The sequence below is a fragment of the Anaeromyxobacter sp. K genome, from assembly GCF_000020805.1.
Classification (GTDB): domain Bacteria; phylum Myxococcota; class Myxococcia; order Myxococcales; family Anaeromyxobacteraceae; genus Anaeromyxobacter; species Anaeromyxobacter dehalogenans.
The window spans coordinates 1,584,633-1,604,970 of the sequence record NC_011145.1 but is presented as its reverse complement, the minus strand read 5'-3'; the positions used below and the strand labels follow the sequence as shown (position 1 = coordinate 1,604,970).

The 20,338-nt window shown below is 77.4% G+C and carries 15 protein-coding genes; 1 reads left to right on the top strand and 14 read right to left on the bottom strand.

Features of this window, described 5'->3' with window-relative positions; genetic code table 11:
- Nucleotides 1-95 precede the first annotated feature (95 nt).
- The 9 genes from ANAEK_RS07065 to ANAEK_RS07025 all read right to left on the bottom strand — a co-directional run bounded on the left by ANAEK_RS07065 (nt 96) and on the right by ANAEK_RS07025 (nt 10,739).
- Nucleotides 96-2,282, bottom strand: a complete 2,187-nt coding sequence (locus tag ANAEK_RS07065; RefSeq protein WP_012525462.1) for an ATP-grasp domain-containing protein — start codon at nt 2,280-2,282, stop codon at nt 96-98.
- 67 nt (nt 2,283-2,349) lie between these two features.
- Nucleotides 2,350-2,883 (bottom strand): RDD family protein, encoded by a 534-nt coding sequence (locus ANAEK_RS07060; protein WP_012525461.1) that lies wholly within the window; start codon nt 2,881-2,883, stop codon nt 2,350-2,352.
- A 4-nt stretch (nt 2,884-2,887) separates the two neighbouring features.
- Nucleotides 2,888-3,100 carry a DUF4177 domain-containing protein gene (locus ANAEK_RS07055; protein ID WP_232288390.1) on the bottom strand — a complete coding sequence of 71 codons (213 nt, stop codon included), beginning with the start codon at nt 3,098-3,100 and terminating at the stop codon, nt 2,888-2,890.
- Between the two features lie 2 nt (nt 3,101-3,102).
- Nucleotides 3,103-4,128 (bottom strand): porphobilinogen synthase, encoded by a 1,026-nt coding sequence (gene hemB / locus ANAEK_RS07050; RefSeq protein WP_012525459.1) that lies wholly within the window; start codon nt 4,126-4,128, stop codon nt 3,103-3,105.
- Nucleotides 4,129-4,217: 89 nt separating this feature from the next.
- A complete protein-coding gene (locus ANAEK_RS07045; RefSeq protein ID WP_012525458.1) occupies nt 4,218-5,567 on the bottom strand; it encodes a DUF1015 domain-containing protein in 1,350 nt (449 codons plus the stop codon).
- 18 nt (nt 5,568-5,585) lie between these two features.
- A complete protein-coding gene (locus ANAEK_RS07040) occupies nt 5,586-6,224 on the bottom strand; it encodes an L-threonylcarbamoyladenylate synthase (RefSeq protein WP_012525457.1) in 639 nt (212 codons plus the stop codon).
- Nucleotides 6,225-6,233: 9 nt separating this feature from the next.
- Nucleotides 6,234-7,646 carry a sugar transferase gene (locus ANAEK_RS07035; RefSeq protein WP_012525456.1) on the bottom strand — a complete coding sequence of 471 codons (1,413 nt, stop codon included), beginning with the start codon at nt 7,644-7,646 and terminating at the stop codon, nt 6,234-6,236.
- 141 nt (nt 7,647-7,787) lie between these two features.
- On the bottom strand, nt 7,788-9,092 hold the full coding sequence (locus ANAEK_RS23280; RefSeq protein ID WP_012525455.1) for a glycosyltransferase family 2 protein: 1,305 nt from the start codon (nt 9,090-9,092) through the stop codon (nt 7,788-7,790).
- Between the two features lie 153 nt (nt 9,093-9,245).
- Nucleotides 9,246-10,739, bottom strand: a complete 1,494-nt coding sequence (locus tag ANAEK_RS07025) for a hypothetical protein (protein ID WP_012525454.1) — start codon at nt 10,737-10,739, stop codon at nt 9,246-9,248.
- A 144-nt stretch (nt 10,740-10,883) separates the two neighbouring features.
- On the opposite strand from ANAEK_RS07025, the gene ANAEK_RS07020 reads away from it, so the two are divergent.
- Nucleotides 10,884-13,580 carry a glycosyltransferase gene (locus tag ANAEK_RS07020; RefSeq protein ID WP_012525453.1) on the top strand — a complete coding sequence of 899 codons (2,697 nt, stop codon included), beginning with the start codon at nt 10,884-10,886 and terminating at the stop codon, nt 13,578-13,580.
- 4 nt (nt 13,581-13,584) lie between these two features.
- On the opposite strand, the gene ANAEK_RS07015 is transcribed toward ANAEK_RS07020, so the two are convergent.
- The 5 genes from ANAEK_RS07015 to ANAEK_RS06995 form a co-directional block, all read right to left on the bottom strand.
- Complete coding sequence (locus ANAEK_RS07015; RefSeq protein WP_012525452.1) at nt 13,585-15,771, bottom strand: glycosyltransferase; 2,187 nt, start codon at nt 15,769-15,771, stop codon at nt 13,585-13,587.
- Nucleotides 15,753-17,192, bottom strand: coding sequence for a hypothetical protein (locus tag ANAEK_RS07010; protein WP_012525451.1), 1,440 nt, complete (start codon nt 17,190-17,192; stop codon nt 15,753-15,755). Before ANAEK_RS07010 ends, ANAEK_RS07015 begins: the two co-directional genes overlap by 19 nt.
- Nucleotides 17,193-17,203: 11 nt before the next feature.
- Nucleotides 17,204-17,968, bottom strand: a complete 765-nt coding sequence (locus ANAEK_RS07005; RefSeq protein ID WP_012525450.1) for an ABC transporter ATP-binding protein — start codon at nt 17,966-17,968, stop codon at nt 17,204-17,206.
- A gap of 1 nt (nt 17,969) precedes the next feature.
- The gene (locus tag ANAEK_RS07000) at nt 17,970-18,821 is read right to left on the bottom strand and encodes an ABC transporter permease (RefSeq protein WP_012525449.1); all 852 of its coding nucleotides are present in this window, start codon (nt 18,819-18,821) and stop codon (nt 17,970-17,972) included.
- A gap of 69 nt (nt 18,822-18,890) precedes the next feature.
- Nucleotides 18,891-20,273 (bottom strand): O-antigen ligase family protein, encoded by a 1,383-nt coding sequence (locus ANAEK_RS06995; RefSeq protein ID WP_157376684.1) that lies wholly within the window; start codon nt 20,271-20,273, stop codon nt 18,891-18,893.
- Between the last annotated feature and the right edge of the window lie 65 nt (nt 20,274-20,338).

Below are 20,338 nucleotides of genomic sequence, written 5' to 3'. Positions count from 1 at the left end.
ACGCCACCCGCCGCCCCGGGCGAAGCGGAAATCCCGCCCGGGCGCGGATGGGCGGTCCTGCCGCGGGGCTCCCGCCGGGGCGCGGCGCCGCGAGCTCAGTGCCGGTGCGGCGCCTGCGGCCGCCGCTCGCCAGCCTCGCCGCCCGAGCCGCCGTTCGCGCCGGCGGGCGCCTCCGCGCCGGGCGCGCCGTTCCCCTGCGCCGCCGTCGCCAGCGCCTCGCGCTCGGCCGCGGCCTGCGCGCGGCGGGCCCGCTCGCGCTCGCGCTCGCGCTCCTGGTAGCGCCGGATCGCGAACGACAGGATCTCGCCGATGAGCGCGCGGTAGTCCATGCCGGCGGCCTGCGCGATGAGCACGAGGTCCGACCAGCCGGGGGCCAGGCCGGGGAGCGGGTTGCACTCGATGAAGTGGATCCGCCCCTCGGCGTCCATGCGGAAGTCGAGCCGTGCCACGTCGCGGCAGCCGAGCGCGGTGAAGCACTCGCGGGCCGCCTTCTCCAGGCGCTCCAGCTCGCGCGGCGAGAGCTTCGCCGGCACCTCGTAGCGGATCCGCTCGTTCCAGTCCTGCTTCATCTCGAACGAGTAGATGGGCGTGGGGTCCTTCGCGTCGAGGAACACGATCTCCATGGGCGGGAGCACCCGCGGCCGCCGCTCGCCCAGCAGCCCGACGGTGAACTCGCGGCCGGAGACGTAGCCCTCCGCCAGCGCCGGCTGGCGGTACTTCGCGATGAGCTCGCGGGCCACCTCGCGCAGCTCGGGCTCGTCCCGGACCACCGACTTCCGCGTGACGCCCTTCGACGTGCCCTCCGCCACCGGCTTCACGATGAGCGGGAAGGTCAGCTCGCGCGGCAGCCGCTCGTTGCCGGTGTTCAGCACCAGGTAGTCGGGGGTGAGGATCCCGTGGGTGCGCACCATGCGCTTCGCGAGCGCCTTGTCGAGCGAGACCGACAGCGCCGCCGGGTCCGAGCCGGTGTAGGGGATGTCGAGCAGCTCGAGCAGCGACGGCACCTGCGACTCGCGGCTGCGCCCCTTGAAGCCCTCGGCGATGTTGAAGACCACGTCCACCGGCGTGGAGACGAGCTGCAGCGGCAGGTCCTGGGTCGCCTCGAGGTCCACCACCTCGTGGCCCCAGCTCGCGATGGCCTCGCGGATGGCCTGGAGCGTCTTCGGCGAGTCGTACTCCGCCTCCTCGTCCTGCTCGCCGCCGGGATCGGGGGTGACGCGCTTCACGTTGAAGCTGAAGCCGACCTTGAGCCGCTCGGTGCGGCGGGGCCGCCCGCGCCGGGCGCTCTTGTCCACGATGTTCCAGCGCTGCACCGCGCTCTGGATGACGGCCCCGAGCACCGCGTCCTCGTGCAGCCCCTCCAGCGCGGCGGCCGCGTAGATGCCGGCCCCGGGCTCCAGCGAGGGCAGCGCGTTGATCTCGAGGAAGTAGAGCTCGCCGTCGTCGCCGAGGCGCAGGTCGATGCGCCCCAGGTCGCGGATGCCGAGCTCGCGGTAGACGGTCTCGCAGAGCTGCTGGATCCGCTCGGCCTGGGCGCGCTTCACCTTGGCGGGCGCGCGCACCGACACCGCCTTGTCGAGCTTGGTCTTCAGCTCGTAGTCGTAGATCGCGTACTTGCGGCCGGCGGTGACGGCGGGATCGATGACGTACTCGACCGGCTGGAGCACGCCGTGCCGCTCCGGCGCGGCCGCCTCCAGGAACGGGACGGTCAGGTCGCGCCCGACCACGAACTCCTCCACCAGCAGGCCCGCCGGGTAGCGCGCCAGCCCGTCCTGCACCACCTCGTGCAGGCGCATGGGATCGTCCACCACCGAGTCCTGGGTGATGCCCTTCGAGCTGCCCTCGAAGTTGGGCTTCACGATGACCGGGTAGCGGAGCGCGTTCACCTGGAGCTGCCAGGGCTCCTCGACGTACTGCCAGCGCGGCGTCCGGACGCCCTTCTGCGCCAGCACCAGCTTGGTGAGCTGCTTGTCGAGCGTCACCGACAGCGCGTACGCGTCCGAGCCGGTGTACGGCATGCCCAGCTCGTCGAACAGCGCCGGGAAGAACGCCTCGCGGAAGCGGCCGCGCCGGCCCTCGGCGGTGTTGAAGATGAGGTCCGGCCCGAAGGCCTCGAGGCGCGTCACCGTGCGCGACGCCGGGCCGGAGACCTCGATGCGCTCGACGCGGTGGCCGAGCCGCTCGATGGCGCCGGCGAGCGCGTCCACCGTCTCGCGGGTGTCGAACTCGGCCTCCTCCTCGGAGTCCGAGATCCGGAGGTTGTGGGTCAGGGCGATGCGCATGGGGAGACCTCTCCCGGCCCGTGGGGACGCGGGGCTCGAGGCGGGGCGACGCTGGCTGGTGGGGGTTTCATGCGGCCGCGCGCTGGCGCGTGGCGCTCGCCGGCGGGCTGGGCGGTGCCGGCGCGGCGTGCGTGAGGTCGCGGACGACCGCGTCGTCCTTCGCGAGCACCTTCCCGTCCACCACCTGCGTGTCCGCGAAGATGTCGCCGATGCGGATGCCGAGCCGGTCCGAGACGATCATGTAGGCCTCGAACGCCACGATGGGCACCCCGGCCACGAAGAACACCGGCCAGAGCAGCGGCACGGACCAGAACACCGCCACGAGCGCGAACGGCGCGTTGCGCAGCATCGACTCGTGGTAGCCGGCGGGGGCGCGGCGCGGGACCACCACCGTGCGCACGCCGAAGACCTTCTTGCCGATCGACTGGCCCTGCATGAGCCCGTCGGCGACGAGCAGGTAGAACGCCGAGAGCACCGGCCCGATCTGCGGCGAGACCTGCGCGAGCGCGAACGCGACGGTGAGGTCGGCGAGGCGGGCCAGGCCCCGGAGCGTCAGGTCCGCCTTGGGATACGGGCTGCCCTCTCGCCGCGCGTCGCGCATCGGGTCAGCGCTCCCGCGCCAGGGGCGGATCGCCGCGGACGAAGAACAGGTAGGCGAGCGCGGGGCGGTGCGAGCCCTCGCGCGTCACGAAGTGGAGCGACTCGAAGCTCCAGCCCTCCCCCGTCCGCTCGTTCAGGGCGCGCTCGAGCGTCTCGTCGGACACCGGCGAGACCTCGACGACCTTGTACGCGGCGGGCTGGGGCGCGGGCCGGAGCACGGTCAACGCTTCTTCCCGGAGAGGAGCTGGGCCGCGTGCTTCGCGTAGTAGGTGAGCACGAGGTCCGCGCCGGCGCGCCGGCAGCAGAGCAGCGTCTCGAGCACCACGCGGTCCTCGTCGATCCAGCCGCGCTCGGCGGCGGCCTTGATCATCGCGTACTCGCCGGACACGTGGTACGCGGCGGTGGGCAGGTCGAAGCGGTCCCGCACCTGGCGCACGATGTCGAGGTACGGCACGGCCGGCTTCACCATGATCATGTCCGCGCCCTCGGCGACGTCGAGCTCCACCTCGCGGAGCGCCTCGCGCCAGTTGGCGGGATCCATCTGGTAGCCCTTGCGGTCCTTGGGGATGCCCGGGCCCTCCACCGGCGCGCTCTCCGCGGCGTCGCGGAACGGGCCGTAGAACGCGCCCGCGAACTTCGCCGCGTACGAGAGGATGGGCACGTCCTGGTAGCCGGCGCCGTCCAGCTCGGCGCGGATCGCCGCCACGCGCCCGTCCATCATGTCCGAGGGCGCCACGATGTCGGCGCCGGCGCGCGCGTGGGCGAGCGCCTCCTTGGCGAGGAGCGGGAGCGTGAGGTCGTTGTCGACCTGCAGCTCCTTGCCCGGGCCGCCGGCCTTCGACGCCTTGAGGATGCCGCAGTGGCCGTGATCCGTGTACTCGCACATGCACACGTCGGTCATCACCACCATCCCGGGCACCCGCTCCTTCAGCGCCCGGATGGCCTGCGGGACGATCCCGTCGTCGGCGTACGCCTCGCTGCCCTGCGGGTCCTTGTGCTCGGGGATGCCGAACAGGATGACCGAGCGGACGCCCGCCTCGAAGCCCTGCTGCACCTCCGCGACCAGCTCGTCCACCGAGAGCTGGAACACGCCCGGCATGCTCTTCACCGGGTTCCGCACCTTCGTGCCGGGGAGCACGAAGAGCGGCCACACCAGGTGCTGGGGGGCGAGGGTGGTCTCGCGCACCAGGGTCCGGAGGGCCTCGGTGCGGCGCATGCGGCGGGGGCGGTGCTGGGGGAAAGGCATGGGCGTTTTCTAGCGCAGTCGGGGCCGCCGGGAAAGGCGGCCGAGTGCCCCGGGGGCCCGCGCCCCGGCCCGCCGCCCGGCGGGCGGGGTCAGGGCGACGGCGTGCCGGGCTCGAACACTTCGCGCATCACCAGCCCGCTCTGCAGCCGCGGGTAGAAGAAGGTGCTCTTCTGCGGCATGGTCTCCCCGGCGTCGCCCACCGCCTGGACCTGCCACATGGGCGTCGGGTTGACCAGGAAGCCGACCTGGTGCTCGCCGGAGAGGACCCGGTTCACCGCCTCGCCCGCGTCGCGGACGTAGGTGAGGCTCTCCTGGTTCTCCTGGGCGCTGGCCGAGAGGCCGAGGACGTGCTGCAGCACCACCGAGTGGAGCACCGTGACGTCGAGCGCGCGGAGCGTCTCGTTGCGCGGCAGCTCCGCCTCCTCCAGGTCCGCCTCGTCGCGCAGCGTGAGCACGCGCGCCTTCTGGTCCTCGGCGGTGACCATCAGGAACGAGGACGACTTCCCGAAGTGCTCGGAGAGCTTGGCGATCGCCCAGGCACGGCCCGCCGGGCGGCGGATGTCCTCCGGCAGCGTCTCCACCCGGAAGTACCGCTCGAGCGCGCCGGTGAGCCGCTCCACGGAGAAGTCCTTCAGGCCGAACACCAGCCGGTGCGTCGGGTAGAGCATCAGGCCCGGGTCGCTCATCGGGCACAGGAACATGAGGATGTAGTTGTGGCCCGCGTCCGGCGGCAGCCCCGGCCGCTGCGCCTCCACCAGCTTGCGGTAGGCGAGGCCGGAGACGTACCGGTGGTGGCCGTCGGCGATGAAGATCCGCTTGTCGGCCACCGCCGCCTGGAGCGCCGCCACCACGTCCGGCTGCTCGGCGCGCCAGAGCCGGTGGTGCACGCCGTCGTCGGAGTCGGTCTCCGCGACCAGCTCACCGGCGGTGACGGCCTCCAGCGCGCGCGACGTGGTCCGATCCTCGTCGCGGTACAGGCCGATGATGGGCGAGAGGTTGGCCCGGACCGCCTTCAGGATCTCGAGGCGGTCGGCGCGGGGGGCGGTGAGCGTCTTCTCGTGCGGGACGATGACGCCCTCGGAGAACTCGTGCAGGCGGACCGCCGCCAGGAAGCCGCGGCGCCGCGCCTGCCGCCCGTCGGGCGCCCAGAACGCCTGCTCGAGCGCGTACAGCGCCGGCCCGGGATCGCGCCGCAGGACGCCCTGCTGCATCCAGCCGGCCCAGGTCTCGGCCGCGCGCGTGTACTTGTTCGCGCCCGGCCCGTCGCCGGCGCGCTCCTCGCCGATGGCGACGTGCGCGATGTTCTCGGGGCTGCGGCGCAGCAGCTCGTCGCGCTGCTCGAGGGACACGAGATCGTAGGGCGGGGCCAGCAGCTGGCCGAGGGCCCGGCCGCGGGTGGCGGCGTAGCGGACGCCGCGAAACGGGACGATCTCGGCCATGGGGCCCCGGACCGTAGATCACGGCCCCGGACGGTGCAAGGCGCCGGTGGGGCCACCGAGCGCCGCGGTCACCTGCTCGATGGACACGGCGCCGGGCCGCACCACCCGCAGCGCCTCGCCGGCGACCGCCACCACGGTGCTGGGGAGGCCCCCCGGCGTCGGACCGGCGTCGAGCACGTGATCCACCTGCGCGCGCAGCGCGGCGTCGAGCGCCTCGACCCGGTCCGGCGGCGGACCGCCGGAGAGGTTCGCCGAGGTGGAGACCAGCGCCCCGCCGGCCATGCGCGCCAGCGCGCGCGCCACCTCCGACCCGGGGATCCGCACCCCGACGGTGCCGGAGCCCGCGGTGACGGCCTCGGAGAGGCCCGGCCGCGCCGGGAGCACCAGCGTGAGCGGGCCCGGCCACAGGCGCCCGGCCAGCCGCGCCGCCGCGCCCTCCAGCGACGCCACCCGGTCCACCTGCTCCCGGTCGGCCGCGACGAGCGGCAGGGGCTTCCCCTCCGGCCGCAGCTTCGCGGCGGCGAGCCGGGCGAGCGCGGCGTCGTCGGAGGCGAGCGCGCCCAGCCCGTAGAACGTCTCGGTGGGATAGACCACGATGCCGCCGGCGCGCAGCACCGCGGCGGCCTCCGCGACCCGGGCCTCGAGCTGGGGGTCCATGCGTGGACTCTACCGCGCGCCGCGCCCGAGCAGCACCGCCGGGATGGTGCGCAGCACGATCCGCATGTCCTGCCAGAGCGACCAGCGGTCGATGTAGTCGAGGTCGAGCTGCATCCAGCGGCCGAAGCCGACCTCGGACCGGCCGGACACCTGCCAGGTGCAGGTGAGCCCGGGCTTCACCGAGAGGCGGCGCCGCTGCCAGCGCTCGTAGCGCCGGACCTCCTCCGGCAAGGGCGGGCGCGGGCCCACCAGGCTCATCTCGCCCCGGAGCACGTTCCAGAGCTGCGGCAGCTCGTCGAGCGAGGTGCGGCGCAGCACCTTCCCCACCCGCGTGACGCGCGGGTCGTCGCGCAGCTTGAACACCGGGCCGTCCATCTCGTTGCGATCCGCGAGCCGCGCCTGCTCGGCCTCGGCGCCGGTGCGCATGGACCGGAACTTGTAGAGCGTGAAGGTGCGCCCGGACAGCCCGACCCGCCGCTGCCGGAACAGCACCGGGCCGGGCGAGCCGAGGCGCACCGCCAGCGCCGCCGCGGCCAGCACCGGCGAGAGCACGATCAGCGCGAGCGCGCTCGCCAGCACGTCGAACGCCCGCTTCGCGAGCAGCGGCAGCGCGTCCTGCGGCGCCGAGGCGTAGGAGAGCACCGGGATTCCGTCGAGGTCCTCCACCGTGAGCCGGCCGTGCCGCGCCGGGAACGGCTCGAGGCCGATCTTCGCGACCACGCCCTGCTCCTGGCAGGCGGCCACCGCGGCCTCCATCTCCGGGAGCCGGTCGCGCGGGACGGCGAAGACCACCAGGTCCACCACGTGCCGCTCCAGCACCGCCGCGAGCTCGTCCAGGCGGCCCAGCACCGGGCCGGGGAGGCCCCGCCGCGCGACGCCCTGCTCGAGGACGAAGCCGGCGAACGTGAAGCCCCACTCCGGCCGCGCCAGCAGCCGCTGCCGCATGGCCCGGGCCAGCGGCCCGCCGCCCACCACCGCGAACGCGCGCGTGTTGTGCCCGCGGCGGCGCGCCTCGTGCGCGAGCGTGCGGACCGCCACGCGGCTCCCGGCCAGCAGCGCGAGCGCGATCCCGAGCCAGCCGAGCAGCAGCAGGCGCGAGAGATCGCGATCGCGCCCGAGGAAGCTCGCCGCGGCCACGCCCAGCGCCAGCAGCCCGACGGCGCGCGCCAGCCGCAGGATCTCCTCGCGGCGCGAGCGGGTGCGGTACTGGCCGTAGACGCCGGCCGCCCCGGCCGCGGCCGGCCAGAGCGCGAGCGCCACCGCGAGCCACGCGAGGTGCCGGCCCGGCGGGAGCAGCGGGGGCACCGCCGCGACGTCCACCGCCGCGCGCAGCGCCAGGGCGAGCCCGAACGCGGCCGCCACCAGCGCCAGGTCGAGCGCGCGCAGCCCCGCCGAGACCGCCCCTGCCCGCTCCTTCAGCATGCCTTCACCGTGCGTGATTCCTGCCGGCGGGTGCCGCCGGTCCCACCAACGTCGCGACGCGGGCGCCCGCCCGGAAGCCCGGGCGCGGGGCGCTGCCCTCGCCGCGACGCGGGCCGGGGCGCGCGGACGCACCGTCCGGGCTCACGCGACGCTCTCCCCGCCCCGCCGCGCCCGGGACGCCGCGCCGCCGGCGCCGGCGCCGGGGGACGCGGCGACGTCCTCCGCCGCGAGCCGCGCCTCGACCGAGATGCTCCGGGTGTGGCGCGTCGCGCCCCAGCGCCGGTCCCGCCGGCGCAGCAGCCCCGCCACCAGCAGGGGCGCCCAGGCCGCCTGGAGGAGCAGCGTGTACCCGTAGCGGAGCGCCACCCGCGCCGGCACGCGCTCGGCGGCGAGCGCCGCCACCGGGAACGCCACCGGGCACGCGAGCAGCGGCAGCCACGCGGCGAGCGGGACGTGCGGGGCGCCCGCGGGGTGGCCCAGCGCCGCGGCCCCGAGCCGCGCCGCGAACACCGCGCCGGCGAGCAGCGCCACCGCCGACCGCGACGGTTGCAGGCAGGCCACCGCGCCGTCCAGCGCCGCCAGGTCGCGGTGCCGGAGCGCGCGCCAGAGCAGCGGGAGCGTGTGCCGGCGGGCGACGTCGAGGTGGCCGCGCGCCCAGCGGACGCGCTGGCGCCACGAGGCGGCGAGCGTGGCCGGCTTCTCGTCGTAGGTGACGGCCTCCGGGGCCCACTCCACCCGCACGCCGGCGCGGAGCAGCCGGAGCTGGAGCTCGCGATCGTCGGTGAGGCAGGCGGGATCCGGCGGCCAGGCGCGCAGCACCTCGGTGCGCACGCAGTAGCCGGTGCCGTTCAGGAGCGCGGAGAAGCCGAGCCGCGCGCGCGAGCGCTCGAACAGGCGGGCCGCGACCGCGTGCTGGAGCGCGCTCGCCTGCGTGACCCAGCTGTCGTCCGGGTTCTTCGCCTCGATGGTGCCCTGCAGGACGCGCGCGCCGGCGGAGAGGCGGGCGTCCATGGCCGAGAGGAAGCCGGGGGCCATGACGTTGTCGGCGTCGAACACGCACACCGCGTCGGCCGGGAACAGGGCCAGCGCGCGCTCGCGGGCCCAGGCGAGCGCGTGGCCCTTGCCGAGGTGGCGCGGATCGTGCCGCTCCAGCACCGCGTCGGCCCCGGCCGCGCGGGCCCGGGCGGCGGTGTCGTCGGAGCAGTTGTCCGCCACCACCACCACGCGGAACAGCGGCCGCGGGTGGTCCTGCCGGAGCGCCGCCCGCACCGCGTGCGCCACCACCGCCGCCTCGTCGTGGGCGGGGACGAGCACCAGGAAGCGGTGGCGGAACGGCGCGGGCGCGGGCGCGCGCCGCGGGAGGAACCCCGCCAGCGCCACCGCGAACGTGTACGCCATGAGGGCGAAGAGGCCCCACTCGAACGCCGCCGCCACCGCCTGCACCATCCGCGCTCCCCGGACGGCGTCCCGCGCCCGCGCGCCCCCCCCCAAGTCGCGCCGGCGCCGCCGTCTCGCGGAGGATCTGCGTGCACCCCGGGCGCGCGACAAGGCTCCGGGCCGCCGGGGGCCCGGATGCCCGCGATCGGGCGTCACCCAGCGTCAAGGGGCGCCGGCGCCGGTCGCATCCGCGGCCGCGCCGGCCAGGTCGCGCGCGGGGCGGAGGGCGCGCGCCGACAGCACCACCGCGCTGACCACCAGCCCGAGCAGGAGGTGCTGGATGGGGAAGCGGTAGCGCATCTGCCCCGCCCAGGGTTCGAGCGCCGGGCTGAGGACCGCGTTCACCAGCGCGATCGCCCACAGCGTGGCGAGCGCCGCGCCGGCCCCGGCCGGTCCCGCCGCGTCGTCCCTGCGGCGGCGGCGGCCGCGCGCGCGCAGCCACAGCGCGAGCGGGGGCAGGAGCAGCGCGCCCGCCGAGAGCCACGGCATCGTCACCTGCCACGCCGCCTCGGCGCCACGCGCGGCGCGGTGCTGCCACGTCCCGGGCGGCCACTGCGGTGGGCCGTCCGGCCGGGCGCTCCACCCCAGCTGCAGCGCGAACCGGCCGAGGAGCTGCTCCGCCGCGCCGGCCCACACGCGCAGGTAGCCGCCCGGCACCGCGGAGATCGCCCGCAGCGCCACGCGCTCGGCGACGGGCTCCGCGGCGGTCACCTCGAGGCGGCCGGCCGCCTCCGCCTGCCCGGGCGCGACCACCTGCGCGAGCGGCCCGACCGCGCGCCACCACCCGATCCACTCCCGCCCCTGCTCGGCGGCGAGCCGCTCGTACACCTCGCGGATGCGGGCCTGGTCGGGCGGGAGGTGGCGGTACACCGCGGGGTGGCCGACGTGGTTGAGCAGCGAGAGCCCCGCGCCGGGCGAGAACTCGAGGCGGCCGGCGCGGGCCAGGTTCAGCGAGGCCATCGCGACGACCACCGCCGCGACCGCCGCCCACGCGAGCGCCACGTCGCGCCGCGCGAGCGCGCGCCGCAGCGCCAGGACCAGGGCCGCGAGGAGGTACACGCCCGCGGACGCGAGGTAGATGGGGCGCACCAGCGCGGCCGCCGCCCACAGCAGGCCCGCGCCGGCCACCGCGCCGCGCGTGCGGCCGGTGAACGCCGCGGCGGTGGCGAGCGCGGCGGCGCACACCAGCGCCAGGCAGAGCGTCTCGGAGTAGATGGTCACCGCCATGAACAGCAGGTCCACGAAGGTGAGCGCGGCGAGCCCCGCGACGAGCGCGGCGGCGAGGCCGCCGGTGAGGCGGCGGACCAGCGCGTACGCGAGCACGACGCTCGCGATCCAGAGCACGGCCTGCGCCCCGGCGACCCGCCCGAGGTCGAGCGCGCGGCCGCCCACGAGCGCCACGAACGCGGGATAGCCCGGCATGCGCAGGCCGAGCGGCGGGATCTCGCCGCGGGCGAGGTGGCCCGCATCGTGGAGATAGGACGGGGTGTCCCAGAAGCGGGCCGGCTCGAGCCCACCCAGCATCGCCCAGGCCTCGAGCGCGCCCGCCACGAGCAGGGTGAGCGTGGCCAGGGCCACGGCGCGCGCCGCGGCGCGTTCGGCGACGCCGCCGCGCGTCCCCGCCGCGCCGCCGGCCTCGGTCCCCGCAGCGTCCATCGCGCCACCTTATCGCGACGGGGAGCCCGGCCGCGGCGCCGCGCGCGGGAGGCCATCACCGGGTCCTGTCCCCGCCCCCGCCGGCGCGGCGCCGCAGGGGCGCCGTGCGCTGGCCGCGCGGGCGCCCGCCCCCTAGCTTTCGACGTGCCCATCGCCCTCGAGCGCGAGCCCCGCGAGCCCCACACCCTCCCCGGTCCGGACGCCCCGGAGGCGGATCGCCTCCCCGCCGAGCTCGCCGCCGCGCGCGCGGTGGCCGACCGCGAGCGCCGCCGCGCCGAGGAGCTGGAGGATCGGCTCCGGGCGGTCGAGGGCGCGCTCCGCGACGTCGAGGCGAGCCGCGCCTGGCGCGCGGCGCTCCTGTACTACCGCGTGCGCGACGCCCTGCCGGCGGCGGCCTGGGCGCGCCGGGCGGCCCGCGCGCTGCGCCGGAGCGTGCGGGCGCGGCGCGGCGCGGGCGGGGCGGAGCGGGCGCCGGCGCGGCTCCCGGCGGCGAGCGGCGCCGGGCCGCTCGCGGGGATGACGCTCGGGCACCGCGGCCGCGTCAGCGTGGTCCTGCCGGTGTTCGACCAGGCCGACCTGCTGCCCGCCGCCATCGAGAGCGTGCTCGCCCAGACCCACCGCGACCTCGAGCTCATCGTGGTGAACGACGGCTCGCGCGACGGCGTCGAGCGCGTGCTGGATCGCTACGCCGATCACCCGCGGGTGGTGGTGCTCACGCAGCCCAACCAGAAGCTCCCCTCGGCGCTGAACAGCGGCTTCGCCGTCGCCACCGGCGAGTGGTTCACCTGGACGTCCGCCGACAACCTGATGCTGCCGAACCAGCTCGAGGTGCTGCTGGCCCGGCTGCGCGCCCGCCCCGACCTCGCCATGGTCTACTCGGACTACCAGGCCATCGACGGCGAGGGCCGGCCGCTCCGGGACCCCGCGTTCCGGCCGCAGGACCAGGATCCGCGCGACCCGAGCCGCATGCGCCTGCCGCGCCAGGTCACCACCGAGAACCTGCTCCGCAGCGGCGACAACTTCATCGGCGCGAGCTTCCTGTACCGGCGCGACGCGGCCCGCCTGCTCGGTCCGTACGCCGAGGACACGTTCGGCGGCGAGGACTACGACTACTGGCTGCGCATGCACGCGCTGTTCGGGATCGGGCACGTGGACGAGGTGCTCTACCGGTACCGCGTCCACGAGAACAGCCTGAACGCCCGGGCCCGGGCGCTGCGCATCGCGGACGCGGTGGACCGGCTGCGCGCGCGCCACGAGGCGCGGCTCGCGGCGCTGGCGGCGCCGCCGGCCTGGCGCTGCACCGGGGTGGTGGTCCCCGGCGTGCGGCTGGCCGGGCCCGGCGAGCCGTGCGACGTCTCCGCCCACCTGCTCTCGCGCCGCGACGACCCCGCGGTCGAGGAGGCGGCGCGCCGGCCCGAGGTGCTGCAGGTGTGCGTGGTGGACCGGCCGCTCGACGCGCTGGAGCGCGAGGTGCTCGCCCGCTACGACCTGCTCCTCACCCGCGAGCCGGGCGCGCAGGCGCTCGCGAGCCGCTGGTTCCCCGAGCGCGCGTTCCTGCTCGACCCGTCCGCCGGCGCGCCGCTGCTCGCGCGCGTGGCCGCCTACCGCCTGTTCGAGAAGCGCCGCGTCCCGGCGCCGCGGCAGCCGCCGGCGCGGGTCTACCCGGTGGCCTCGCCGCTGCGGGTGGGGCTCCAGGCGGAGGGGCTCGACCGCGGCGGCCTGGAGCAGGTGGTGGCCGACCTGGCGCTCAACCTGCCGCGCGAGCGGATCGAGGCCACGGTGCTGGTCCACGCGCGCGCGCCCGGCGCGATCGGCGCGCGCCTGCGCGAGGCTGGGGTGGACCTGGTGATCACCGGCGGGGACGAGCGGCGGCTGGCCCGCGCGGCCGAGGAGCGGAAGCTCCAGGTCATGAGCCTCCACTACAGCGTGGCCGGCGCGCGCGACCTGGGGCGGCGGGGCATCGCGAGCGCGTACACCGCGCACAACGCCTACGTGTGGATGGAGGGCGCGGAGCGCGCGCGCCGCGCGGCGGCGCTGCGGGCCATGGACCTGGTGGTGGCGGTCTCCACGCCGGTCGAGCGCTACGTCGAGGAGGTGTTCGGGGTGGACGCGCGGCGGGTGCGGGTGATCCCGAACGGCCTCGACGTGCGCGGCCTGGAGGCGCCGCCCGCCTCGCGCGCCGCGCTCGGGATCGGCGCGGGGGACGTCGTCTTCGTGCAGGTGGGACGCTTCGCGCGCGAGAAGCTGCAGGGCGTGACGGTCGAGGCGTTCCGGCGGATCGCGGGCGCGCTTCCCGGCGCGCACCTGGTGCTGGCGGGCGCGCCGGCCGACGCCGCGTACGCCGCCGAGGTGGCCGCGGCGATCCGGCGGACGGGGCTGGAGGACCGGGTGCACCGGGTGCACCAGGCCGGGCGGGCCGAGGTGGCGGCGCTGCTCCGGAGCTGCGACTGCCTGGTGCAGCCCTCGCTGGTGGAGGGCTGGAGCGTGGCGGTGATGGAGGCGATGTACCACGGGCTGCCGCTCGTGCTCACCGACGTCGGCTCCGCCCGGGAGGTGGTGCGCGGCGGCATCGGCCTGGTGCTGCCCAACCCGTACCCGCGCCTCGCCACGCTCGATCTCGCGGCGCTCCGCGCGCTGGCCCGCAGCTACCCGGAGGCGAACCTCGCGGCGCTGGCCGAGGCCATGCGCGAGGTGGGCCTGCACCGCGACGCGTGGCGGGCGCGCGCGGCCGCGGGGCGCGCGCGGGTGCTCGGCGAGCTGGACGTCGCCAGCATGGCGCGCGCCTACGCCGACGCGTTCGAGGACGCCTGGCGACGCGCGCGCAAGCCGGCGGCGCGCTGACCGCTCACCCGGCCCCGAGCGCCCGCAGGATCTGCTCGGCGCGCCCGGCCCAGGTGTTGGCGGCGACCGCCCGCTCGCGCAGCGCGCGGTGCGCCGGGTCGTCCCGCCGGCCGACGGCGGCCCGCAGCGCCGCCGCGAACGCGTCCGGGCCGTCTGCGACCGCGACCGCCGGCTCGCCGAGGCACGCGTCGATCGGCGTCGAGACCACCGGCGCGCCCGCCGCGAGGTACTCGTGGAGCTTCACCGGCGAGGCGGCGCGGGTCACCTCGTCCAGCACGAACGGGATCATCGCGGCGTCCAGGCGGCAGGCGTACCCGGCCAGCGCCCCGTGCGGCTTCTCGCCCAGCACGTGCACGTTGGGCCGCGGCGCGAGCCGGGCGAGCGCGCCGCCGTAGTCGGCCCCGAGCAGCACGAACGAGAGGTCCGGCGCGCCCGCGGTCACCGCGTTCAGGAGCGCCCAGTCCACCCAGGGCGCGAACGCGCCCATGTACCCGACCACCGGCCGCCCCGCGGCGAGCACCGCGGCGAGGTCCGCCGGGACCGGCGCGCCGGGCGCCGGCGCGAAGTCCTCCGGCGCCACCGCGTTCGGCACGAGGAGCACCCCGTCGCGCAGCGGGCGCAGGCCGTCCGCGAGCCGGGGGGCGGTGGCGAGCACCAGCTCCGCCTCCCGCGCCAGCGCGGCGCGGTCCGCCTCCATGGCCGGCCCGTGCAGCGGATCGAGCGAGGCGTGGTCCACGCAGTCGTAGACCAGGCGCGGCCGCCGCAGGAGTGCCGCGTGGACGCGCTGCTGCGGCCACATCAGCCAGAGCACCGGTCGCTCCAGGTCCCCGGCCAGGCGCAGGTCGGAGGCGAGGAACAGCCCGGGCTCGAGCTCGCGCAGCCCGTCCACGTCGTCGCGGGCCGGGTCCGGGGTGCAGAACACCACCGCGCAGCCGCGCCGCGCGAGCGCCCGGGCGAGCTGCTGCGGACGCTGCCGCAGGAACGTCCAGGGGAGGAGCGGCGGGAACACCACCGACGCGGGCGCGACGCGGGCGCGCGCGGCGAGCGCGCGGAGCGCGTCCCCGGAGCGCGAGCGCGGCGGCCCCGGGAGCGTGGCGCGCTCCGCCAGCGCCCGCACGTGGGCGCGGTAGGGCGGGTCGGCCGAGGGCGGCGGCGCCGGGAGCCCGGCCGCGAGCGCGCGGGCGGCCGCGGCGCCGTCGCGGAGCGGGTCGGGCGCGCCCAGCGCGTCGGCGGCGGCCGCGGCGCAGGACCGATCGTCGTCGGCGTCACCGGAGCGCCACCGTGCCCGCGCGCCCCGCAGCGAGCCGCGCAGCACGTCCGCGGGCGCGCGCCGGAGCGCGCCGAGCAGCCGGCCCGCCGCGTAGCCGCGCGGGGCGCGGGCCTGCTCGAGCGCCCCGGCGAGCGCGCCGGCCTCGCGCGAGAGCCACCGCTCGGCCCGGGCCAGCGCCGCCGCGAGCGCGTCGCGCTCGGCCCGCCACGCATCCCGCTCCGCCGCGAGCGCCCTGCCCACCGCCGCGAGCGCCGCCGCGCGCCCGGCGAGCGCCGCCACCGCCGGCGCCGGGCGCGCCGGCAGGTCCGGGGCCCCGCGGCGCGCGTACACCGCCAGCGCCTGCGCGCCGGGCCAGCGCGACCCGGGCCGCGCCGACACGTCCTCGGCCCGGAGGTCCCAGAGATCGAAGCCCGCCACCTCGGCGGGGAAGCTCTCCCACTCGAACGTGGCCTCGTGCTCGGGGATGCGCTCCCGCTCCTCGAACGGCACGAGCAGGACCGCCCAGCGCCGGACCCTCCCCAGCGCCGCCGCCAGCACGCCCCACGGGTCGCGGAAGTGCTCCAGCGTGTTGGAGGTGAACAGCGCGTCCACCTCGCCGGGCGGCGCGCCGTCGGCCCGCTCGAACGCGAGGCCGGGGTGGCGGCGCCGCGCGGCGGCGACGGCCGCGCCGGACACGTCCGCGCCCGCCACCGGCACGCCGAGCCCGGCCGCCAGCGTGGCGGTCCCCTCCCCCTCGCCGCAGCCGAGGTCGCAGATCGTCGCCCGGCGCGCGCGCAGGTCGTCCACCACCTCCGGCGCGAGGAGCGCCAGCGCCACCTCGGCGAAGAACCGCGCCTGGGCCGGGCCGCCGTGGGCGTCCCAGTCGCCGGTGGCGAAGCGCGCCTCCCAGTACGCGGCCGAGTTCACGGCGTGGGCGGCCATGGCCCCTCCTCCCCGCTCCGGCCGGTCCGGGCCGCCGCGAGCAGCAGCGCGGCGAGCGGCACCAGGAACGCGACCCGCGACTGGTAGCGGCCGTTCGGCGAGGAGAGCGCCCCGCACACCGCCGCGTTCACCACCACGCCGGCGAGCAGCACCGCCGCGAGCGCCCGCGCGTCCGCGCCGCGCCGGTCGCGCGGCCGTCGCAGGAGCAGCGCCGCCGCGACGAGCGCGCCGAGCACCACCGAGGCGCGCTCGGCCCGCTCCAGGCCGGAGAGGTCGAGCGTCCCGCGCCGCTGCCGGCCCGCGTCGTAGGCGGCGAGCTGCCCCGGGAAGCTCCGCGCCAGCATCTCGTGGGACCAGCCGCCGGCCGCCTCCGCCGAGTCCACCCAGCGCAGGTCGAAGCGCGCCAGCTGCTCGGCGCCGCCGCGCGCCGCGTCCACCGCGTGCCGGGCCAGCCAGCGCGGCTCGGAGAGCGAGGCGCGCACGATGCTCCGGCACTCCGCGATGCCCGCCGGCGAGAAGCCGCCGATCCGGTAGAACGGGCTGTCGGGCCGCCACACGAACTGGTCGATGTCGTGCGGCACCCGGGCGCGCCACCGGCACAGCCGCCACCCGGCGGCGGGGCAGCGCGCCGCCAGCACGTCGTGCAGCAGGCCGGTCTCGGCCATGCGGCCGGCCAGGAACACCGGGGAGGCCGGCACCAGCACCAGGCCGGCGCCGAGGTGGCGGTTCAGCAGGGCGAGCCCGGCCGCGCCGGCGGCGATGGCGAGGGCCGCCACCGCGACGCGGCCGGCCCGGGCCAGGCGCCCCGGCGCCCGCCGCAGCGCGACGGCCAGCGCGCCCGCGCAGACCAGCGCGCCGATGGGCAGGAGCGAGGCGTGCGACGCGACCGCGAGCGCCAGCACCGCCCAGGCGCCGGCGCGGGCCGCAGGGCCGGCGCGCTCGCCGAGCAGGAGCGCCAGCGAGAGCAGCGCGCCCGGCGCGAGGACGTCCGGCAGCAGGTGTCCGGCGGTGACGCCGGCGCTGGTGAGCGCCGCGAGCCCGAGCCCGGCCAGGGCGGCCCAGGCGCCCGGCCGCGGGGCGCCGGCGGCGCGGAACGCGGCGCGGAGGAGCGCCGCGAGCAGCAGCGCCTGCGCCGCCACCACCAGCCACGGCCAACGATCCAGCGCCACCGCGCGCGCCACCAGGCCGTAGACGATGGGGCGGTCGGGGTTGGGCTGCAGCACCCGCGCCGACTCCAGGTACGTGCCGGTGTCGGAGTAGACCAGCGGGAAGCCGTTGTGGAGCGCGACGGCGGAGAGCGCCGCGGCCGCCAGCGCCAGCCCGGCCGCCGCCGCGACCGCCCGCGCCGCGCCGCGGCCGAGCGCCACCCCCGCGCGCCGCGCGCGCTCCGCCCCGGCCGCCGCGAGCACCGCCTCGCCCACGCGCCCTCCGCTCAGCCGGTCCGCGCCACCGGCGGCGGCGTGAAGCCCTGCAGCTCCCGGTAGCGCCGGATCGCGTCGGCCGGCGCGCCGTCGTGGCACACGCCGCCCCGGTGGAGGAGCAGCACCCGCCGGCACACCTCCGCCACCTGGTCCATCTGGTGCGAGACGAGGAACAGCGTGGTCCCGCCGGCGAGCAGCGCGCGGATCCGCTCCAGGCAGCGCGCCTGGAAGCGCTCGTCGCCCACCGCCAGGACCTCGTCCACCACCAGGATCTCCGGCTCGACGTCCACCGCGATGGCGAACCCGAGCCGCGCGTACATGCCGGAGCTGTAGTTCTTCACCGGCACGTCCTCGAAGCCCTCCAGCTCGGCGAACGCGAAGATCCGCTCCAGCCGCCGGGCCATGTCGCGCCGGGCCCGGCCCATCAGCGCGCCGTTCAGGAACACGTTGTCGCGGCCGGACAGCTCGGGGTCGAACCCGGCGGCGAGCTCGATGATGGGCGCCACCCGCCCCTCCACCCGCACCCGGCCCTCGGTCGGGCGCAGCACGCCGGCCGCGAGCTTGAGGAGCGTGCTCTTCCCCGAGCCGTTCGCGCCCACCAGCCCGACCGCCTCGCCGGGGCGCACCTCGAAGCTCACGCCGCGCAGCGCCCACAGCTCGTCCGCCTCGCGCAGGTGCCGGAAGCCGCCGAGCACCGCCTCCTTGAGCGAGCGCACCCGCTCCCGGTGCAGGCGGTAGCACATCCCCACGTCCTCGAAGGTGATGGTCCCGGTCATGTCAGAGATGGTGGATGTGGCCGTGCTCGCAGCGGGTGAACACCGCGCCCCCGACCGCGAGCGAGACGAGCGCGGCCAGCATCGCGAACGCGACGGTCGAGGCCGCCGGGCTGCGGCCCTCGTACACGCTCTCCTGGAAGAGCCGCACGATGGGCGCCGCGGGGTTCGCGGCCAGCACGGCGCGCAGCGCGGGCACCGGGAGCTGCTCGAGGAAGCTCGCCGGGTAGAACACCGGCGTCACGTAGAACCAGACCTGGAACAGGAGCTCCACCAGGTGGCGCAGGTCGCGGAAGTACACCGTCGCCGACGAGAGCAGCAGCGCCAGCCCGGCGGTGAAGCCGGTCGCGCAGGCGAGCGCGAGCGGGAGCCAGGCCCAGCTCGCGCCGGGCGGCCGGCCGGTGGCGAGCGCGAGGACCGCCAGCGCCGGGATCGAGAGCAGCGCGTCGGCGAGCTTCGAGCCCACCACCGCGAGCGGGTACACCGCCTGCGGCACCGCCACCTTGCGGATGAGCGACTGGTTGCCGACCAGCGCGGTGGCCGCGCCGGTGGTCCCGACCGCGAGCAGCGACCACGGGAGCAGCCCGCACAGGACGAAGAGCGGGTAGTCCGGGACGCCGATCCGCAGGATCGTCGAGAACACCAGCGTGTAGACGACCATCTGGAGCAGCGGGTTGAGCAGCGTCCAGACCATCCCGAGGACGCTGCGCTTGTAGCGGACCTTCAGGTCGCGCAGCACCAGCAGCGCGAGCAGCTCGCGGAAGCGCCAGACGTCGGCGGCGGCGCGGGCCAGCGCGGGCGCGGCCGGGGGCGCGGCGGTCCGGGTCGATCCGGCGGAGGGAGAGAGCGCTGTCACGTCGAGGGAACGTAGGCGTCGATCGCTCGCCCGGGCACCCGCCTGCCCCGCGCGGACGCGCGCCCCGCCTCAGGACACCGCCCGCAGGATGGGCCGCTCGCGGGACGCCCCGGGGGAGCGCGGGTGCGCCAGCACCGCGGCCGCCGCGAGCAGGAACCCGTTCGCGTACAGCGGCTCCATGGCCCAGAGGACGTCGTGCACCAGCGCGTTCACGATGAGTGCAGCCAGCGCCGCCAGGGCGCCGGCCGCGGCGGCGCGGGCCAGCGCGTCGCCGGCCCGGCGGGCGCGCAGGAACGCGCGCGCGAGCAGCGCCATCCAGGCGAGCACCGCGCCCGCGAGCAGCGGGCCGCCCTCCGCCCAGGCCGAGAGCGGCGTGTCGTGGCACCAGGAGCGGACCGGGGTGTCGGCGCTGTACGTCTCGTAGTAGGGCCGGCCCACCTGGGGGAGCGCCTTGTAGCCGACCCCGGTGAGCGGGTGGTCGGCGATGACGGCGCGGCAGGCGCGCCAGATGGCGGACCGATCGGCGTTGCTCTCCGCCGTGAAGGCCCGCCCGAGCCGGACGCGCAGGTCGGGCACGGCGCAGCCGGCCGCGACCGACGCGGCGACGGTGAGCGGCAGCGCCACCCGCCGGACGCGCCGTCCCGCCGAGAGCGCCAGCGCCACCGCGGCCACGGCCAGGCCGGCCCAGGCCGCGCGCGAGGTGGTGAGCACCACCGCCCAGGCCGCGCCCGCCGCGCCGAGCGCGAGCAGGAGGCGGGTGCGCCGGCGCAGCGGCGCGAGCAGCGCGAGCCCCGCCGCGAGCGCGGCGAGCGGCGTCAGTGAGAGCGCCAGCCGCGTGTACCAGCTGAACAGGCCCACCGCGCCGTAGCGCCCGGTGGGCACGTCGAGCGGTCCGACCCCGGTGTAGAGCTTCGCGCGGAGCGGCGCGTCGCGCAGGCCGAGCGCGTGGAGCAGGTCGAAGCCGGTCCGGTGCTGCGCCCAGGCGATGGACGCGGGCACCAGCGCGGCCACCGCCCAGGCGACCAGCAGCGCGAGCGCCCGGCGGCGCGGCGCCTCGGGATCCTCGCCGGGATCGCCGCGCTCGATCGCGAGCAGGAAGACGAGCGGCAGGGCGAGGCCCCTGGCGTAGAGCACGTGGTCGAGGCGGGCCGCCCCGGTGCCGGCCACCGCGGCGATCGCGATCGAGGCGATCGCCGCCCCGAGCAGCACCACGGTGGCGAGCGCCACCTGCGCGCCCGGCGCCGGGATCGGCGGCGCCCGCCCGCCGGCGGCGCGCCGCAGGAGGAGGGCCCCCAGCGCGACCGCGGCGCCGATCTGCATCCCGGCGATGGAGATCGGGAGCGAGACGGCGGTCAGCGCCGCACCGGCCCACGCCAGGCGCACCAGCACCGCGCGGGCCGCGTCGGCCCGCCCTCGCTCCACCTGAACGACCGCCGCTCGCGCCTGAGGCACTCGGGCGCAAGGTGGGGCGGCGGGCGGCCGGGCGCGAGCGGGGTGTTGGGGGTCGGGGCGCCGGG